At 73.3% G+C, this 18,551-nt stretch carries 13 protein-coding genes; 4 read left to right on the forward strand and 9 right to left on the reverse strand.

Annotation, left to right across the window (positions count from 1 at the left end; translation table 11 throughout):
- The first annotated feature begins 250 nt into the window (after window positions 1–250).
- Window positions 251–1,483, forward strand: a complete 1,233-nt coding sequence (locus tag RM479_RS17475; RefSeq protein ID WP_311512885.1) for an aminotransferase-like domain-containing protein — start codon at window positions 251–253, stop codon at window positions 1,481–1,483.
- A 48-nt stretch (window positions 1,484–1,531) separates the two neighbouring features.
- On the forward strand, window positions 1,532–2,482 hold the full coding sequence (locus RM479_RS17480) for a D-alanine--D-alanine ligase family protein (protein ID WP_397222484.1): 951 nt from the start codon (window positions 1,532–1,534) through the stop codon (window positions 2,480–2,482).
- A 172-nt stretch (window positions 2,483–2,654) separates the two neighbouring features.
- On the opposite strand, the gene RM479_RS17485 is transcribed toward RM479_RS17480, so the two are convergent.
- The 8 genes from RM479_RS17485 to RM479_RS17520 form a co-directional block, all read right to left on the reverse strand.
- Complete coding sequence (locus tag RM479_RS17485; RefSeq protein WP_311512783.1) at window positions 2,655–3,593, reverse strand: FAD binding domain-containing protein; 939 nt, start codon at window positions 3,591–3,593, stop codon at window positions 2,655–2,657.
- The gene (locus RM479_RS17490; RefSeq protein ID WP_311512784.1) at window positions 3,590–6,190 is read right to left on the reverse strand and encodes a molybdopterin-dependent oxidoreductase; all 2,601 of its coding nucleotides are present in this window, start codon (window positions 6,188–6,190) and stop codon (window positions 3,590–3,592) included. The genes RM479_RS17485 and RM479_RS17490 overlap by 4 nt, the downstream gene beginning before the upstream one ends.
- 173 nt (window positions 6,191–6,363) lie before the next feature.
- On the reverse strand, window positions 6,364–8,175 hold the full coding sequence (locus RM479_RS17495) for a serine/threonine protein kinase (protein ID WP_311512785.1): 1,812 nt from the start codon (window positions 8,173–8,175) through the stop codon (window positions 6,364–6,366).
- A 171-nt stretch (window positions 8,176–8,346) separates the two neighbouring features.
- Entirely contained in the window at window positions 8,347–9,783 is a 1,437-nt protein-coding gene (locus RM479_RS17500) for an NCS2 family permease (RefSeq protein ID WP_311512786.1), read from the reverse strand.
- Window positions 9,784–9,998: 215 nt separating this feature from the next.
- The gene (gene pucD / locus RM479_RS17505) at window positions 9,999–12,404 is read right to left on the reverse strand and encodes a xanthine dehydrogenase subunit D (protein ID WP_311512787.1); all 2,406 of its coding nucleotides are present in this window, start codon (window positions 12,402–12,404) and stop codon (window positions 9,999–10,001) included.
- On the reverse strand, window positions 12,404–13,771 hold the full coding sequence (locus RM479_RS17510; protein WP_311512788.1) for an 8-oxoguanine deaminase: 1,368 nt from the start codon (window positions 13,769–13,771) through the stop codon (window positions 12,404–12,406). Before RM479_RS17510 ends, pucD begins: the two co-directional genes overlap by 1 nt.
- Window positions 13,768–14,292: a (2Fe-2S)-binding protein gene (locus RM479_RS17515; protein WP_311512789.1), complete on the reverse strand. Its 525-nt coding sequence runs from the start codon at window positions 14,290–14,292 to the stop codon at window positions 13,768–13,770. The genes RM479_RS17510 and RM479_RS17515 overlap by 4 nt, the downstream gene beginning before the upstream one ends.
- A complete protein-coding gene (locus RM479_RS17520) occupies window positions 14,283–15,155 on the reverse strand; it encodes an FAD binding domain-containing protein (protein ID WP_311512790.1) in 873 nt (290 codons plus the stop codon). Before RM479_RS17520 ends, RM479_RS17515 begins: the two co-directional genes overlap by 10 nt.
- A 225-nt stretch (window positions 15,156–15,380) precedes the next feature.
- Between RM479_RS17520 and RM479_RS17525 the strand changes: the two genes are divergently transcribed.
- Both RM479_RS17525 and RM479_RS17530 read left to right on the forward strand, forming a co-directional pair.
- Window positions 15,381–16,946 (forward strand): PucR family transcriptional regulator, encoded by a 1,566-nt coding sequence (locus RM479_RS17525; RefSeq protein WP_311512791.1) that lies wholly within the window; start codon window positions 15,381–15,383, stop codon window positions 16,944–16,946.
- Between the two features lie 31 nt (window positions 16,947–16,977).
- On the forward strand, window positions 16,978–17,679 hold the full coding sequence (locus tag RM479_RS17530) for a pentapeptide repeat-containing protein (RefSeq protein WP_311512792.1): 702 nt from the start codon (window positions 16,978–16,980) through the stop codon (window positions 17,677–17,679).
- On the opposite strand, the gene RM479_RS17535 is transcribed toward RM479_RS17530, so the two are convergent.
- Window positions 17,663–18,487 (reverse strand): NAD(P)H-binding protein, encoded by an 825-nt coding sequence (locus RM479_RS17535; protein ID WP_311512793.1) that lies wholly within the window; start codon window positions 18,485–18,487, stop codon window positions 17,663–17,665. The two genes, RM479_RS17530 and RM479_RS17535, sit on opposite strands and share 17 nt — an antisense overlap.
- Between the last annotated feature and the right edge of the window lie 64 nt (window positions 18,488–18,551).

Consider the following 18,551-nt stretch of genomic DNA (forward strand, 5'->3'; position numbering starts at 1 on the left):
GTCCGGCCCGAGCGCCACATCGGGATCGCCCCGGCCCGGCCGTCACCGGCGACCCGTGTGAACCACAGGTCCGTCGCGGGCGTCGTAACCAGGACCAACGATGATCCCGGAACGACGTCGCGGCGAACCGCCCGACCGTCCTTCCCAACGGAGGTGGATCGTGTCCACTGACCCCCGAGAGCAGCAGCCCGACCGACAGGGCTCGCGCATCGACCCGCACGTCGGCCGCTACGCACGCCGAGCACAGGGCATGGTCGCATCGGAGGTCCGGGCACTCTTCGCCGTCGCGTCCCGCCCCGAGGTCGTCTCCCTGGCCGGTGGCATGCCCAACGTCGCCGCGCTGCCCCTGGACCAGATCGGCGAACTCGTCAAGGACGTCGTCTCCGAGGAGGGCGCGGCGGCCCTACAGTACGGTTCCGCCCAGGGCGACCCGATCCTGCGCGAGCAGCTGTGCGAGTACATGAGGCTGGAGGGCATCAGCGCCTCCGCCGACGACGTCATCGTCACCGTCGGCTCCCAGCAGGCACTGGACCTCATCACCCGGGTCTTCGTCGACCCCGACGACGTCGTCCTCACCGAGGCGCCCACCTACGTCACCGCCATCAACACCTTCGCCGCCTTCCAGGCCGACATCCGGCACGTGGGCATGGACGAGCAGGGCGTGATCCCCGAGGAGCTGGAGGAGGCCCTGGTCCGCGCCGAGCTGGACGGGCGCCCGGTCAAGTTCTTCTACACGATCCCCAACTTCCAGAACCCGGCCGGCATCACCATGAGCACCGAGCGCCGGACCGCGGTCGTGGAGGCCTGCCGGCGCCACGACGTCCTCATCGTCGAGGACAACCCCTACGGGCTGCTGCGCTACGACGGCGAACCCCGGCCCACCCTGTACTCCCAGGGTGAGGGCAACGTCGTCTATCTCGGCTCGCTGTCCAAGACCCTGTCCCCGGGCCTGCGCATCGGCTGGGCCCTGGCCCCGGCGGCGGTGCGCGCCAAACTCGTCCTGGCCGCCGAGTCGGCCATGCTCAGCCACTCCACCTTCAACCAGTTGGTGGTGCGCCGTTACTTCAACATGTTCCCCTGGCGCGAGCAGATCAAGGTCTTCAACGACATGTACAGCGAGCGTCGAGACGCCATGCTCGCCGCCCTGAGCACGATGATGCCCGACGGCTGCACCTGGACGCGCCCCGAGGGCGGCTTCTTCGTCTGGGCCACCCTGCCCGAGGGCATCGACGCCAAGGCCATGCTGCCCCGCGCCGTCAGCGAACGCGTCGCCTACGTGCCCGGCACCGGTTTCTACGCCGACGGCCGCGGTCGCCAGAGCATGCGGCTCAGCTTCTGCTATCCCACCCCCGACCAGATCCGCGAGGGGGTCCGTCGCCTGGTCGGAGCGATCGAGGGCGAAGTGGACCTGCGTGATACGTTCGGCACCACCCTGGTCCCACCCACCGAGGGCGACCAGGCACCCGCCCCCGACCTGCCCTGATCCCGAGGGGCATCGAGCACCATGACAGCACAGAAGGAGGTCCGCGCCGTGGCCGACCTTGACCGCGTTCTCGTTCTCGCCGGGGGCCTGTCCCCCGAACACGAGGTGAGCGTCCACTCCGGGCGCAGCGTCGCCGAGGCGCTGCGCCGCCTGGACGTGGAGGTCCAGGTCGCCGACGTCGACTCCACCCTGCTGGACCGCCTCGCCGCGGACCCGCCCCAGGTGGTCTTCCCCGTACTGCACGGGTCGGCCGGCGAGGACGGCACCATCCGCGAGGTCCTGGAGCTGATCGGGGCCCCCTACGTGGGCGCCCGCCCCGCCGCCTGCCGGCTGGCCTACTCCAAGCCCGCGGCCAAGGCGCTCATGGCCGCCCACGGGGTGCGGGTGCCGCGCGGCGCGGTCCTGCCCAAGTCGGCGTTCCACGACCTGGGCGCACCGGCGTTGCTGACCCGCCTGGCCGACCGGCTGGGGTCGCCGCTGTTCGTCAAGCCCGACCGGGGCGGTTCGGCGTTCGGCGCCACCCCCGTCACCGGGGTCCAGGACCTGTCCGCCGCCCTGGTGTCGTGCTTCGCCTACAGCGACTCCGCCCTCGTGGAGGAACAGGTCCAGGGCACCGAGCTGGCGGTGGGCGTGCTCGACACCGGGAACGGTCCCGTCGCCCTGCCGCCGGTGGAGATCGTGCCCGACGGCGGCGTCTACGACTACGCGGCCCGCTACACCGCCGGGCGCACGGAGTTCTTCTGCCCGGCCCGGGTGACGGACGAGGTCGTCGAGGCGGCCCGCGAGGTGGCGCTCGCCGCGCACCGCACCCTGGGGCTGCGGGACCTGTCCCGCACCGACCTCATCGTCACCGACGACGGCGAGGTCATCTTCCTGGAGACCAACGTGGCCCCCGGGCTGACCGAGACCTCCACCTTCCCGATGGCCGCGTCCGCCGCCGGACTGGACTTCGCGGTCCTGTGCCGTGAGTTGGCCCACCAGGCACTGCTGCGCGGCTGACCCGCGCGCGAAGGGGCCCGTCACCGGACGGGCCCCTTCGGTGTCTCCCGGACCCGTCGAAGGGCCGGTCGGCCACCACGCCACGGCGGCCCACCGGCCCGGTCGGACCCGTGTCACCGGCCCGACGCCCCGATGACATCACGTCCCCGAGGGGGCGGGCAAGGGGGGCGGATCAGGGCGACAGGGCCCGGCCGATCACGTCCGTGAGGGTGGCCCGCACCAGCTCCACCTTGTAGCGGCTGCCCGGCAGCGGAGAACAGCGCGCGACCACCTCGGCGAGCGCGGCGTCCACCTCCGGGCCGGGGGGCGTGCCCGGTACCGCGCCCACCAGCGCGGTCTCCACCTCCGGTAGCCGTAGCGGGACGCGGGCCACCGCGCCCACGGCCACCGCGGCCCGCTCCACCGTCCCGTCCGGGGCCGGCGACAGCCGGACCACCGCCTCCACCAGCGGCCACTCCGCCCGGGACCGGCCGGCGGCCCGGCGGTGCGCGACCCGCTCGCCCGGTGTCCCGGCCGGCAGCGTCACCGCCACCAGGATCTCGTCGGGCGAGAGCCGGTGGTCCCGCACGGGGTCGACGGCGTCGTACAGGTCCGCGATGGGCAGCGTGCGCGCTCCGCCCGGACCGACGACCTCCACCCGGGCGTCGTGCGCCAGGAGCGCCACCGCCAGGGACGACGGATGCGGGGCCGCGCAGACACCGGAGTCGAACACCACCCCGTGCAGGTGATCGCCCTCCCGGGACGGGCACCCCGTGCCGCCGGAACGGGCGCACGAGAACACCGGATTGCGCAGATAGGCACAGCGGGTGCGCTGGAGCAGATTGCCGCCCACCGTCGCCGTCCCACGGATCTGCGGGGTGCCCAGCGCCCCGGCGGTCAGGGCCAGGGCCGGATGGGAGTCCAGGTCGGCCAGCGCGGCGACCGTGGTCATCGCGCCGATCCGCACCGTTCCGTCGGCGTTCGGGCCGATCCCGCGCAGGTCGGCGACACCGGTCAGGTCCACCACCGCGGCGGGAGCGGCCTGCTCGACGCCCCCGGCGCGGGGGCGGGCCCCCTCGGCCAGCGCGGCCAGGGCCCCGTCCAGCGAATCGGGTCGGACGATGGTGCTCATCGGATCCCCTCGATCAGTCGGTCCGGGCGCAACGGCAGGTCCCGGGGACGCCAGCCGGTGGCGTCGAAGACGGCGTTGCCCACGGCGGCGGCCACGCCCACGACGGAGACCTCGCCTAGCCCGACGCCGCCGCCGGGGACGTGCTCGAACCCCTCCCGGTGGAAGTACACCTCGGTCTCGGGCACGTCGCCCAACCCCGGGATGCGGTAGTCCTCCAGGTCGTCGGTGAGCACCGCGCCGGTGTTCGGGTCGTGGCGGCGCTCCTCGAACAGGGCCTGGCCCACGCCCTGCACCACGGCGCCCTCGCACTGGTTGCGGGCCTGGCGCTCGGAGTAGATCCGCCCGGCGGCGATCCCCGCCCAGCAGCGGGTGGCGCGTACCCGCCCCAGCAGGGTGTCGACCTCCACCTCCATCACGTGCACGGCGCCGCTCATGCCGCGGCCGATGGCCAGGTCGTCGGCCATCGCGGGGGTCAGCGGCCCCCAGCGGTCGCGGACGCGCCCGCCCACCACGCTCAGCCCCTCGGCGGCGGCCAGCGCCTCCTTGAGGACGTGTTCGTCGATCGGCCCCCGCTCCGGGACCCGCGGGTCCCGGTCGCGCAGCGCCGAGCGCAGCCGGTCGGCGGCGTCGGCGGCGGCCGGGCCCATCGACGTGGTGGTGCGGCTTCCGTAGGAACCGGTGCCGTGGACCGAGGAGGAACGCCCGATCTCCACCCGCACCCCGCCGCCGGGCAGTCCCAGCCGGTCGGTGATGGTGTCGGCGAGCACGGCGCGGATACCGGTGCCCAGGTCCTGGGTGGCCGCGCGGGCCACCAGCGCGCCGTTCTCCACCACCAGCTCCACCCGGGCCCTGGGCCCGTACAGGTACAACCAGTTGGCGGCGGCCACGCCCACCCCGCGTCGGAACCGGCCGGTGCGCGGCCCCCGGGGGCGCTCGCGCCACAGGTCGGTGCGGGCGGCCCGCTCGTACAGCGCGCGGCGTTTGACGTTGCCGTCCCAGCGCAGCCGCAGGGAGAGCGGGTCCTCGCCCAGCCGGCGGGCCATCTCGTCCACCGCCTGTTCCAGGGCCCAGGCCATCGGCGGTCCGCCGGGGCCGCGCATGGGCAGGCCGGGCGGGCGGTGGGTGACCACGTCGAAGTCGCGCACCCGGCGGGGCGCCCGCCCGTACATGAGGAAGGCCAGGGTGGCGGTGCTGGACCCCACCGAGACGCCGCCGTCGCCGTGGGAGTCGACGCTCATCGCGGCCAGGTCCCCGTCCCGGTCGGCCAGGAGCGCCACCCGGGTGCGGGTTCCGGGTCGGTTCCCGGCGTCGGTGAGTTCTTCGGCCCGGGTGAAGGAGACCCGGACCGGGGCCCCGGCCACGCGGGACAGCTCGACGGCGGCCCGGACGTCGGCGGAGATCCCGTTCTTGGCGCCGAAGCCGCCGCCGACGTGTTCGGTGACCACGTGCACCCGGTCCCGGTCCAGGTCCCAGTGGGAGGCGACCCGGTCGGCCAGCTTGCTCACCGACTGGGTGGAGACGAACAGGCGCAGACCGTTCTCCTGCCAGTGGGCGACGCACACGTGCGGTTCCAGGGGACTGTGCAGATGGGTCGCGGTGGTGTACTCCTCGGCCACCAGCAGCGGGTCGCCGGCGGCCGAGGCGGAGCGCAGGCGTGCCACGGCGGTGGGGCCGCGCCAGCTCAGGACCCCCGGGCCGCGCACGTTGCCGGTCCACGGGGCCGGGGGAGTGGGGGCCTCGCCGTAGGCGGGGGCGTCGGCGCGGTCGGCCTTGGTGGGGTGGACCAGGGGCGCGTCGGGGGAATGGGCGGCGTCGAACCCCACGACGGCGGGCAGCGGGTCGTAGTCGACGGCCACGGTGGCGGCCGCGGTCCGGGCGGCCTCGGGGGTGGGCGCGGCGACGGCGGCGATGGGCTGGCCGACGTAGCGCACGGTGCGGTCCGGGGGCAGGAGTTCGACGAGGGGGGTCCGTTCGTCGGCGACGCGGACGGAGCGGACCCGGGCGTGGGGGAGGGCCGAGCGGACGATGACGCCCTCCCATGAGCCGGGCGGGGCGAGGTCGGCGCTGTAGCGTGCGCGTCCGGTGACCTTGTCCAGGGCGTCGAACCGGGGCGGGGCCTCCTCGGGTGCGGTGTCGAACTCCCCGGCGCAGGCGGCGGCGACGGCTGCGGCGATGCCCTCGTAGGCGCCGCAGCGGCACAGGTGTCCGGCCAGGGCGTCGGCGATGGTCTCCCGGTCGGGCCGGGTGTCACCGTGTTCGGCCCGCCAGGTGTCGACGAACACGGAGGCCTCGACGACGAACCCGGGGGTGCAGAAACCGCATTGGAGGCCGTCGTGGGCGGCGAAGGCGCGCTGGACGGGGTGGTCGCCGCCCAGCCCCTCCACGGTGGTGACGGTGCGTCCGGCCAGTCGGTCGGCGGGCAGCAGGCAGGAGACGGTGGGGGAGCCGTCGACGAGGACCGTGCAGGCTCCGCACACGCCGGTGCCGCAGGCGATCTTGGTGCCGGTCAGGCCGAGGCCGTCGCGCAGGTGGGCGGCGGCCGTGGCGGTGGTCGAGTCGGGGACGGGGGTCGGGTGACCGTTGACGTGAGCGTCCATGTCCTCTTCCCGGAGACAATGTTGTCACTGACAACGTAGGGGCGACGCCCCGGGGTGTCAACGGGATTCCGGCAGTGATCGACTGAGGAGCCACGTGGTCGAGGTGACGGTTCCCGACGTGGGGGAGGGACTCGGACCACCGTCCGCGCGGCCACGCCGCCCGTCCTCGGACCTCACTCTCCCCCGGTGCCGTCGGTCCCGGTACCGCCGCCGCCCTCGCCGGTGGTGTCGGTCCCCTCGCCGCCGCCCTCGCCTGTGCCGCCGCCCTCGCCCTCGCCCTCGCCCTCACCGGGGTCCGTGTCCCAGCAGGCGTCGGGGTAGATCTCACAGTCCGGCAACTCGACGGGCACGCACTCCGGGTGGTGCGGGTCGGTGTGGCAGTCGATCGCCTCACCGCCGCCGTCGGTGTGCTCGGTCCCCTCGTCGGGTGGCGTCCAGGTGCCGGTCCCGTCGTCGGTGTCGACGGGTTCCTCCTCGCCGCCGCCTTCGTCACCGCCCTCCTCGTCGGTGGCCGGGTCCTGCACGACGTCCTCGGACGAGGGGGTGGAGCCGACCGGTTCCACGGGCGGGGGAGCGTACTGGCCGGAGACCCAGAACAGGACGCCGCCCAGGGCGGCGAGCACGATCAGCGCCCCCGCGGTCACCCAACCGGCCTTGGAGCGCCGTCGACGCGAGCGACCGCCCGGTGCCACCGATCCGCCGCCGTGGGGAGGGGCGCCGTCGGGCGGGAGCGTGCCGCCGGTCCGGTCGGGCGTCCCGCCCGGCGCGACGTAGGGGGTGACCCGGGTGGCCGGGAAGGCCCCGTCGGGGCCGGATCCGGTGACGCGGGAGGCGGGCGTGCCGCGCCAGGGTCCGTCGGTCCCGTCACCGTCGGGGGTGCCGGTGTCCCCGACGACGGACCTCGCTCCGGTGCCCTCGGCGCCGCCCGCCTCGGAGACGGCCCCGGTGTGGGGGGCCACGGTGGTCGGGGCGCCGGTGTCGGGGCCCGTGTCGGACGGGCCGGAGTCCTCGCGGCGCGGGTCGGGCACGTACGGCGCGAGGCCCGCGGCGGCCCCGACGACCGCGGCGGCGCCGGCGCCGCCGGCTGCGGGGAGGCCGGGTGCGGGAACGGCGTTGATCCTGGCGGTGTCGGTGACCACGGCGGTGGAGGTCTGTTCGAGCAGGAGGGTGGGGGCCTGGGGTGCGGGGCCGCGGCCCAGGAGGGCGCCCAGCACGTCCATGCCGGTGGGCCGGCGGTCGGGCTCCTTGTCCAGGCAGCGTTCCAGGAGGGGGCGCAGGCGTTCGGGGACGTCGGTGAGGTCGGGCGGCTCGGTGAGGACGCGGTCGATGATGCCCATGGTCGTCTCGCCGGGGAAGGCGCGCCGTCCGGTGGCGGCGTAGACCATGACGGCGGCCCAGGAGAACACGTCGCTGGCGGGCCCGAGGGTCTTGCCACGGATCTGTTCGGGGGACATGTAGGAGGGGGTGCCGGCGACGCTGGTGGTCTGGCGGGTGGCGTCGACGATGCGGGCGATGCCGAAGTCGATGACGCGGGGCCCGTCGGGCCCGAGGATGACGTTGCCGGGTTTGAGGTCGCGGTGGACGACCCCGGCCTCGTGGACGGCGGCCAGCGCGGTGATCGTGGCGATGGCGAGGCGGTCCAGGTCGGGTCCGGTGCGGGGGCCGTCGTCCTGGACGGCGGAGCGCAGGGTGGGGCCGGGGACGTACTCGCTGGCGATGTAGGGCGGCTCGGCGTCCATGTCCGCGTCGATGATCGCGGCGGTACAGAAGGGCGCGACGCGGCGGGCGGCGGCGAGTTCCTGGGCGAAGCGGTCCCGCTGGCGGGTGTCGCCGTCCCAGGCGTGGCTCAGGACCTTGACGGCGGTGGGTGTCCCGTCGGGGGTGTGGGCGAGGTAGACCGTGCCCTGGCCACCGCTGTCGATGCGGGAGACGACGGTATGGGGACCGATCTGTGCCGGGTCTGTGGGGAGGAGCGGTGTGGTCATGGGTGCGCCCTGTCCGTGGGGAGCCGCCCGCTGCGGCCTCCATCGCTCACTGTGACGTGGCCGGCGGGGCGTGGGGACCTGACTTGAAGGTAATAATCTCCTTACTTTTTTCGGACAGAGGGGCCGGTTCGCCGCTTTTCGGGCGAACCGGCCTGGTTGTTCGGTGCGGGGTCAGAGCCCGAACGCGTGCAGGGAGAAGTCGAAGAGGAAGACGGCGGTGAGGACCCACATGAGCGGACCGACGTCGCGGGTGCGTCCTTGGGCGGTGCGCAGGACGGTGTGGGCGATGATGCCGACGCCGATGCCGCCGGCGATGTCGTAGGCGAAGGGCATCATCGCGATGGTGAGGAAGGCCGGGACGGCCACTCCCATGTCGGTCCAGTCGATGTCGCGGACGTGGGTCATCATCAGGACCCCGACGAGGACCATGGCGACGGAGGCGGCCTCGGCGGGGACGATGGAGAAGACGGGCGCGAAGACGATGGCGGTCAGGAAGAGACCGCCGGTGACGACGCTGGACAGGCCGGTACGGGCGCCCTCGCCCACGCCGGCGGTGGATTCGACGAAGACGAGCGTCGCGGAGGAACTGGTGAGTCCACCCACGACGGCGCCGGTCCCGTCGGTGACGAGGATCTGGTTGACGCGGGGCATGCCGCCGTCGGCGTCGGTGAGGCCTGCCTTGGCGCCGATGGCGAGGATGGTGCCGACGGCGTCGAAGAACCCGGCGAGGACGAGGGTGAAGAGGATGACGCCGGCGGTGGTGGGACCGGCGGTGGTCCAGGCGCCGAAGAGGTCGACCTGGAAGAGGAGCCCGAAGTCGGGGACGGCGATGGGGCTGTCGGGGAGTTCGGGCGCGCCGCCGCCCCATTGCGCCGTGTCGAGGCCGAAGGCGTGGTGGACGATGACGGCCAGGGCGGTGGCGCCGACGATGCCGTAGAAGATGGCGCCGGGGATGCCGCGGACGAGGAGGACGCCGGCGAGGGTCAGGCCGATGACGAAGATGAGGATGGGCCAGCCGAGGAGGTGGCCGCCGTCGCCGGCGGCGCCGAGCTGGAGGAGGCTTCCTCCCTCGCCCTTGCTGACGAATCCGGCGTTGGCGAGGCCGATGAGGGCGACGAAGAGGCCGATGCCGACGCCGATGGCGATCTTGAGGTCGCGGGGCAGGGCGTTCATGACGGCGGTGCGGACGCCGGTGACGACCATGGCGATGATGATGACGCCCTGCCAGACGACGAGGCCCATGGCTTCGGGCCAGGTCATGACGGGGGCGGCCTGGTAGGCGACGACCGCCATGACCCCGAGGGCGGCGGCGCAGGCGATGGGAGCGCGTCCGACGATGCCCATCATGATGGTGACGAGCCCCGCGGAGAGCGCGGTCATGGTGGTGAGCTGGGCGGGGTCGAGGTGGTCGCCGTTGACGTCGGTGGCGCCGCCGAGGATGACGGGGTTGAGGACGATGATGTAGGCCATCGCCATGAAGGTGGTGAGTCCGCCGCGGAGTTCGCGGGCGGGGGTGGAGCCGCGTCGGGTGATGGAGAAGTAGCGGTCGAGCCAGGATCGACCTTGGGGGGCGGTGTGCGGGCGCTGGGCGCTGTCGCGTGTGGTCATGTCCCCTCCTGGAGGGAAACGGGGCGGCCTTGGGTCGCCTTTTGTGTTTTAACGATCACTCTTCGTGTTCGTCGGTGGCCGTGCCGGGACGTCGTCGTCTCCGGGGGCGCGGGGCGGTGGCGCACGTGTGCGTTGGGCGTGCGCCGTGGGCCGCTCACCGGGTGGGTGAGGGGGCCGGTGGTGCGGCGGGGTGGCCGCCGCACCACCGGTGGGTGCTACAGGGGGATGCCGACGATGTCCTCGGGGCGTACGGGCGCGTGGGTGAGCGCCTTGCCGGTGGCGGCGCGGACGGCGGCCACGACGGCCGGGGTGGAGGACAGCGTGGGGGGTTCTCCGGCGCCGCGCAGTCCGTAGGGGGAGTGCGGGTCGGGGTGTTCGAGGACCTCGATGCGCATGGGCGGGGTGTCGAGGATCGTGGGGATGAGGTAGTCGGTGAAGGACGGGTTGCGGATCTGTCCGTCGCCGACCTGGATCTCCTCCATGAGGGCCAGGCCCAGCCCCTGGGTCGAGCCGCCCTGGATCTGGCCGATGAGCTGGAGGGGGTGCAGGATCTTGCCGACGTCCTGGACGGCGTCCAGGGCGATGACCTTGACGAGGCCGAGTTCGACGTCGACGTCGACGACGGCGCGGTGGACGCACATGCCGAACTGGGTGTGGGACGAGCCCTGGCCGAGGGTGGGGTCGAGCATCTCGGTGGGGCGGTGGTGGTATTCGCGGGTCTCCTCGACAACGGTGCCGTCGGCGAGGAGGTCGGCGAGGGAGACCAGGGCGCCCCGGGCGCGGGAGACGATCTTGCCGCCGGTGAGGGTGAGGTCGTCGTCGCCGACGCCCTCGGGGACGTGGCCCCGGCCGCGGGCGAGGGCGTAGACCTCGTCGCGGACGGCGTGGCAGGCGGTGCGGACGGCGCCGCCGGTCATGTAGCTCTGCCGGGAGGCGGAGGAGGAGCCCGCGGAGCCGACGCCGGTGTCGGCGGGGGCGATGACGACCTTCTCGACGCCGAGTTCCGTGCGGGCGATCTGGCCCTTGACGGTGACCAGGCCCTGGCCGACCTCGGCGGCGGCGGTGTGGACGAGGACGACGGGTTCGCCGCCGGCGACTTCGAGGCGGACGCGGGCGGTGGAGTAGTCGTCGAAGCCTTCCGAGAAGCAGAGGTTCTTGAGTCCGACGCCGTAGCCGATGCCGCGGACGACGCCTTCGCCGCGGGTGGTCCCGGCGACGCCGCCGGGGAGCGTGCGCGAGTCGGCGGGGTCGGGGAGGTCCTCCCGGTCGGGGGGCAGGGGGAGGTCGCGGGCCTGCCGGAGCATGTCCGCCATGGGCAGGGGCATGTCGATCTCTTGGCCGGTGATGATGCGCGACCCCTGGGCCATGGCGTTCTTGACGCGCAGGTCGACGGGGTGTATGCCGAGGGCGTCGGCGAGGCGGTCCATCTGGGATTCGTAGGCGAAGCAGGCCTGGACGGCGCCGAAGCCGCGCATGGCGCCGCAGGGCGGGTTGTTGGTGTAGACGCCGTAGGCGTCGACGCGGGCGTGGGGGATCTCGTAGGGGCCCAGTCCCAGGGAGGAGGCGACGCCGACGACGGCGGGGGTGGCGGAGGCGTAGGCGCCGCCGTCCACGATGACCTCGGCGGTGGCGTAGAGGAGGGTGCCGTCGGCCAGGGCGCCGTGTTCGTAGCGCATCTTGGCGGGGTGGCGGTGGACGTGCCCGTAGAAGGATTCCTCGCGGTTGTAGACGATCTTCACGGGCTTGCGGGTGTGGAGGGCGAGCATGCAGGCGTGGATCTGCATGGAGAGGTCCTCGCGGGCGCCGAAGGCGCCGCCGACGCCGGCCAGGGTGATGCGGACCTTGTCCTGGGGCAGGTCGAGGGCGGGGGCGATCTGGCGCTGGTCGACGTGGAGCCACTGGGTGGCGACGTAGAGGTCGACGCCGCCGTCCTCGGCGGGGACGGCCATGCCGGACTCGGGGCCGAGGAAGGCCTGGTCCTGCATGCCGACCTCGTACGCGTCGGCGACGATGACGTCGGCGCGGGCGCGCAGGGCCTCCAGGGTGGCGTCGGGGTCGCCGGTGGTGAAGTCGCCGGTGCGGATGGGCTGGTGGCGCAGGCGGTTGCCGCGCTGGTTGTACTCGGGGTGGTCGGGGATGGTGCCGGGTTCGTGGACCAGGGGGCACTGGGGGTCCATGGCGGCGCGGCGGGAGTCGGTGATGGGTTCCAGGACCCGGTAGTCGACGCGGACGCGCTCCATGGCGCGGCGGGCGGTCTCGGGGTGGTCGGCGGCGACGATGGCGACGGGTTCGCCCTTGTAGCGGACCTTGCCGTAGGCGAGGACGGGCTGGTCCTCGAATTCGAGGCCGTACCGCTTGGCGCCGGGGACGTCCTCGTGGGTGAGGACCGCCTCGACGCCGGGGACCTTGAGCGCCTCGGTGATGTCGATGGAGAGGATCTCGGCGTGGGGGTGGGGGCTGCGCAGGGTGGCGCCCCAGAGCATGTCCTCCATCCACATGTCGGAGGAGTAGGCGAACTCGCCGGTGACCTTGAGGGTGCCGTCGGGGCGTAGCGGGCTGGCGCCGATGCCGTCCTTGGTGGTGCTGGTCAGGTCGGTGACGGTGCGGGTGGTCGCTGGCATCAGCGGTTCACCTCCTGGGTGAGGCGCTTGTGGGCGTTGCGGCCGCGGGCGGCGGCGGTGTCGCGGGTGACGGTGGTGAGGTCGCCGTCGGCGACGACGGGGCGGGCGCCGACCCACAGGTGGGTCAGGGGCGGGGTGGGGCCGAAGACGGCGGCGATGACGGGGTCGTCGATGACGTCGTGGCCGAATCCGTCGACGCGCCACAGGGCGATGTCGGCGAGCTTGCCGACGGTCAGGGAACCGAGTTCGGTGTCGCGGCCCAGGACGCGGGCGCCGCCGAGGGTGGCCATGTGCAGGGCCTGGCGGGCGGTGAGGGCCTGGGGGCCCTTGCGGGCGCGGGCCATGAGAAGGGCCTGGTGCATCTCCCCGGCGAGGGGCGTGAGTTCGCTGGAGGCGGGGCCGTCGACGCCGAGGCCGACGGGGACTCCGGCGGCGAGGAGCTCGGTGGTGCGGCAGATGCCGGCGCCCAGACGGGCGTTGGAGGTGGGGCAGTGGGCGATGCCGGTGCCGGTGGCGGCGATGCGGTCGATGGCCTCGTCGGAGAGGTGGACGGCGTGGGCGAACCAGACGTCGGGTCCGAGCCAGCCGAGTTTCTCGGCGTACTCGACGGGGGTGCAGCCGAACTCGGACCGGCACTGCCGTTCCTCGTCGAGGGTCTCGGCGAGGTGGGTGTGCAGGCGGACGCCCTTGTCGCGGGCGAGGTGGGCGGCCTGCACCATGAGGTCGCGGCTCACCGAGAAGGGGGAGCAGGGGGCGACCGCGATGCGGGTCATGGACGCCGCCGAGGGGTCGTGGTGGGTGTCGATGGCGTCGGCGGTGCCCGCCAGGGCCCCGTCGAGGGTCTCCACGACGCTGTCCGGCGGGAGGCCGCCCTGGCTGTGGCCGCGGTCCATGGAGCCGCGGGCCAGGTCCAGGCGCACCCCCACCGCGAGCGCGGCCCCGACCTGGGCATCGACGATGTCGCCGCGTCCGGCGGGGTGGATGTAGTGGTGGTCGGAGGCGGTGGTGCAGCCGGACAGGGCCAGGTGGGCGAGTCCGGCGGTGGTGGTGTCGGCGACGATCTCGGCGTCGAGGCGGTGCCAGATCTCGTAGGAGCCGACGAGCCATTCGAAGAGGGTGCCGTCGGTGAACAGGCCCTGGGTGGCCCATTGGTAGAGGTGGTTGTGGGTGTTGACCAGGCCGGGGGTGGCGAGGTGGCCGCGGCCGTCGATCCGGGTGGCGTCCGCGGGGACCAGGTGGGCGGGTGCGGGGCCGTCGCCGACGGCGGTGATGACGCCGTCCCGGGCGATGATGTGCCCGTCGGGGTGTTCGGCGCCGTCGACGGTGGCGATGTGGGCGCCTTCGATGACCAGGGCGTGGGTGCTCATGCGGTGCTTCCTGCGGTGTCGGTGTCGGCGCGGCGGGAGGCGGCCAGGTGGACGGCGTCGAGGATCTTCTCGTAGCCGGTGCAGCGGCAGAGGTTGCCCGCGAGGGCTTCGCGGATCTCGGAGTCGGTGGGGGTGCCGTGGCCGGCGTCGACGGTGCGGTTGAGGAGGTCGTCGGTCTGGACGAGGAGGCCGGGGGTGCAGAAGCCGCACTGGACGGCTCCGGCCTCGACGAAGGCCTGCTGGACGGTGCCCAGGGGGCGGTCGCCGCCCTTGCCGGGGCCTTCGGCGAGGCCTTCGACGGTGCGGACGGAGCGGCCCTCGGCCTGTCCGGCGGCGACCATGCAGGAGCAGACGGTGACGTCGTCGAGGTAGACGGTGCAGGATCCGCATTCGCCCTGTTCGCAGGCGTTCTTGCTACCGGGCAGACCCAGGCGTTCGCGCAGGACGTACAGGAGGCTCTCGCCGGGCCAGACGTTGTCGGCGGTGACGTCTTCTCCGTTGACGTTGATGTTCACGCGCATGGGGCGGTTTCCTTGCGGTAGTCGGTGATGGACCAGGTCAGGGTGCGTCGTGCCATGACGGACAGGGCGTGGCGGCGGTAGGCGGCGCTGCCGCGCTGGTCGTCGATGGGGCGCGCGGCGGCGGCGACGAGTTCGCCGAAGCGCCGGACGGTGGCCTCGGGGAGGGGGACGGGCGCGTCCCAGTCGATCTCGTGGGTGAGGAAGTCCTCGGCGGCCTCGGCGCGCAGGGGGGTGGGGCCGGCGGAGCCGATGCCGGTGCCGACGGTGCGGTCGCGGCCGTTGAGGGCCAGGGCGAAGGACGTGACGGCGATGACCATCGCGTTGCGGGTGCCGATCTTGGCGAAGTGCTGGGGCCCGGTGGGCGTGGGCAGCAGGATCGCGGTGATGAGTTCGTCGTCCTGCCGGGCGGTGGTGCGGAAGGAGAGGTAGAAGTCGCGGGCCTTGACGCGGCGTCGGCCCCGGGTGGAGGCGAGTTCGACGGTGGCGTCGGTGGCCAGGAGCGGCGGGTGGGTGTCGCCGGCGGGGGAGGCGCCGCCGAGGTTGCCGCCGACGGTGCCGCGGTTGCGGATCTGGGGGGAGGCGACGGTGCGGGAGGCCTTGGCGAGCGCGGGCGCCAGGGTGGGGAGTTCGGCGATGACGCGGGTGTAGGGGACGGCGGCGCCCAGGCGGGTGTGGCCGTCGTCGGTGGTCTCCCAGTGGGTGAGCTCGGGGATGCGGGTGAGGTCGAGGAGCACCTCGGGGCGGTGTTTGTCGAAGTTGAGTTCGACCATGACGTCGGTGCCGCCGGTGATGGGGACGGCGCCGGGGTGCTCGGCCTTGGCCTCAAGCGCCTCCTGCAGGGTGGAGGGGCTCAGGAATCGCATGTGAAAGGGTCCTCGTGTCTCGCGTGCCCGGTTGATGTTGTGAAGTAGAGCACTGTCATGTCGCGGCTTCCATCCGGTGATGACATGAAGTGATGGGGTGGGCAACGGTTATCGTTGGTCGTTTCCTACAAGTGGTGTGCGTGGGAGCGTTCGTACGTCCCCACCATGCAAGTCCCGTATCGTCTCGGGGACCATCATCGACACACGGACTCAAGAGGGACGTTCATGCGTCTTGACGATTTGATCGCGGTCGAGCGGCTGCACCTGCGCTTCCTGGTGGGCGTGGAGCAGGCCGATCGTGAGGTGCGGTGGGCCTACACCACCGACCTGCTCGAACCCGCGCGGTATCTGCGCGGGGGCGAGCTGGTGCTGACCGGGATGATGTGGCACGGGGGTCCGGAGGCCGCGGATCGGTTCGTGGCGTCGGTCGTGTCGGCGGGCGCGGTGGCGATCGGTGCGGGGACGGCGCTGGGGGCGGTCCCGGAGGACCTGGTGGAGGCGTGTCGGCGGCGGGGGATGCCGCTGGTGGAGGTGCCGCCGGAGACGTCGTTCGGTGCGGTGACCGAGGAGGTGCTGGGGTCGCACACCCGGCGCCGGTTCGCGGGGTTGGCGCGGCACCGGGACCGGTTGCGGCAGGCGGTGGCCGAGGTGGCGGCGGGCGCTGATTTCGCGGAGGTGTTCGCGCGGGCGTCGGCGCAGGTCGGGGTGCGCGCCTGGGTCATCTCGTCGACGGGTCGACTGGTGGCCGGCGACGGTGAGGGCCTGGGTGCGGGGGAGCGGGAGTGGTTGGCCTCGCGCGCGTTGTCGTGGCCGTTGCTGCCGCACACGACCCGGGTGGCGGGCGCGGGGGAGGCGGTGGTGACCGTGCGGGCGGTGGCGACGTCGCGGTCGCACCCGTTGTCGCGGTGGTTGCTGGTGTGCGCCGGTGATGAGGCGTTGTGGGGCGAGGAGGAGCGCGAGACGGTCGCGGAACTGGAGTCGGTGGCCGTGCTGGCGCGGGGCCGGCTGGAGGAGCGGTGGAGTACCGAGGCCCGTCATCTGGAGGGGGTGGCGCGATTGCTGGCGGCGCAGCGGTTCGACGAGGTGGCTGCGTTGCTGCGGGGCACCCCCGAGGGCGAGGGGGAGGACCACGTGGTGATCAGCGCGGTGATGCTGCCGACGCCGCGTTCGGGTGATCTGACGCGGCATGTGGTGGCGGAGCTGGTGGCGGGGTCGCCGGGCGCGGTGGTGACCGGTGACGGCGACGGCGACACGTTGGCGTTGGTGCCGGTGCCGGCGGGTGAGGCGCCCCGGGCGGCCGAGGGGGTGCGTGCGGCGCTGGTGGCCGGTGCGCGGGTGTTGGAGGGCGGTCTGCTCGATCACCGGTTGGCGCTGGGGTCCTCCTCGGCGGCGCCGGGCGTCCCGGAGCTGCGGGGGGCGGCGGTGGAGGCCCGGCACGCCCGCCGGTTGGCGGAGTTGCGGGGCGGCCGGTGGCGGGTGATCGCCGGCGCGGAGATCGATTCGCACGAGCTGCTGCTGGCGTCGGTGCCCGAGGAGGTGCAGAGCTCCTACCGGGAGCGGCTGCTGGGCCCGCTGATCGCCTACGACCGTGATCACCGGTCGGAGCTGGTGGAGACGTTGGAGCGGTTCTTGGAGCATTCGGGGTCGTGGCAGCGGTGCGCGGCGGCGATGCACGTTCACGTGAACACGTTGCGGTACCGGATCGGTCGGGTGGAGGAGCTCACCGGTCGGGATCTGAGCGAGCTGGAGCACCGGGTGGATCTGTTCCTGGCGTTGAAGTTGCGCGATTGAACGTCGTCGGCTCCCGGTAGTGTGCGCGCCCATGGGCGTTGATCTTTCTCAGGAACGGTTCGAGGGCGCGGATCTGGCGGGTGTGGATCTGCGGGAGGCGTGGGCCCAGGGGGCGGACGGGCCTCGGGTGCTGGTGGGGTGTGATCTGACCGAGGCGGATCTGCGCGGGGTGGATCTGCTCGACGCGGTCGTGGAGGACTGCCGGTTGGAGGGGGCGCGCCTGGAGGGCGCGGTGCTGGAGGGGGCGAAGGTCACCGGGGGCGGCGCGGCGGGCGCGGTGTTCGGGGGCGCGGAGTGCACCGAGGCGCGGTTCGAGCGGGTGGATCTGGCCAATACCCGGTGGCAGGGGTCGTTGTTGACGGACGCGGTGTTCTCGGGGTGTCGGATGACGGGGGCGGGGCTGACGTCGTTGCGGGGGGTGGGGTACTTCTTCTCGCATTGCAACCTGATGTTGGCGCGGTGCAAGGGGATCGATCTGCGGGGGCGGGTGCTGGAGGGTCTGCGTCTGGACGAGGCGGATCTGGCGGCGGCCGATCTGCGCGAGACGGTGTGGGTGGACGCGCGGTTGCGGGGCGCGTCGTTGACCGGCGCGAAACTGGCGGGCGCGGACCTGCGGGGCGCGGATCTGGGGGAGTTGACGTTGGCGCAGGCGCAGAACCTGCGCGGGGCGGTGATCGGCCCCGCGCAGGCGCGGATGTTGCTGGGGGCGTTGGGGATCACCCTCGCCGAGTGAGGGTTTCGGTCAGGGTGCGGGGCGGGCGGCCGAGCACCTCCTCCACCCCGGTCGAGAGGTGGGACTCGCGGCCGTGGGCCAGCGGGCCCAGGACGTCGGCCCAGATCAGGGCCACCTCCTCGGGGATCCCGTCGGCGACCCGCTCGGCGACGAACTCCTCCACGGTGACGGGGGTGCGGGTCAGGGGCGTCCCGGCGGCGGTGAACGCCGCGGCGACCTCGTCCAGGGTCAGCGGGCGGGGGCCGGACAGCTCGTAGGTGCGGCCCTGGTGCCCGTCGCGGGTGAGGGCGGCCACGGCGACCTCGGCGATGTCGTCGGTGTCGACGTAGGGACAGGCGGCGTCGTGGACGGGTAGGCGCAGGTCACCGGCGGCCACCAGAGGCGCGAAGAAGCCCTCGGTGAAGTTCTGGGTGAACCAGGTGGGGCGCACCACGGTCCACTCCAGGTCGCTGTCGGCCAGGGCCTTCTCTCCCCGGAGGTGGCCGTTGTCGGTGTTGGGGCGGTCTGAGTAGTAGTCGGGGACGTCGGCGCCGCGGGCCGAGAGCAGCACCAGCCGCTCCAGCCCTCGGTCGCGGGCGGCGGCGACGAGGTCGGGGGTGCGGGGGTCGGCGTCGTTGGGGACGACGTAGGCGGTGCGCACCCCGTCCAGGGCGGCGTTCCAGGTGGCGGGGTCGGTCCAGTCGAAGCGGTGGGGCGCGGTGCGCGAGGCGGCGCGCACGGTGTGGCCGGCCTCTCGGAGCAGGTGGGCGACGCGGCGTCCGGTGGTGCCGGTGCCGCCGATGACCAGGATGGGTTCCGTGTTCGTCATGGAGGGAAGTCCATCACCGATGGGTGAGACGATCCATGGCCGGAAAGCTCATGGGCATGTGTGA

The sequence above is a fragment of the Nocardiopsis lambiniae genome (genome assembly GCF_031845465.1).
GTDB lineage: Bacteria > Actinomycetota > Actinomycetes > Streptosporangiales > Streptosporangiaceae > Nocardiopsis > Nocardiopsis lambiniae.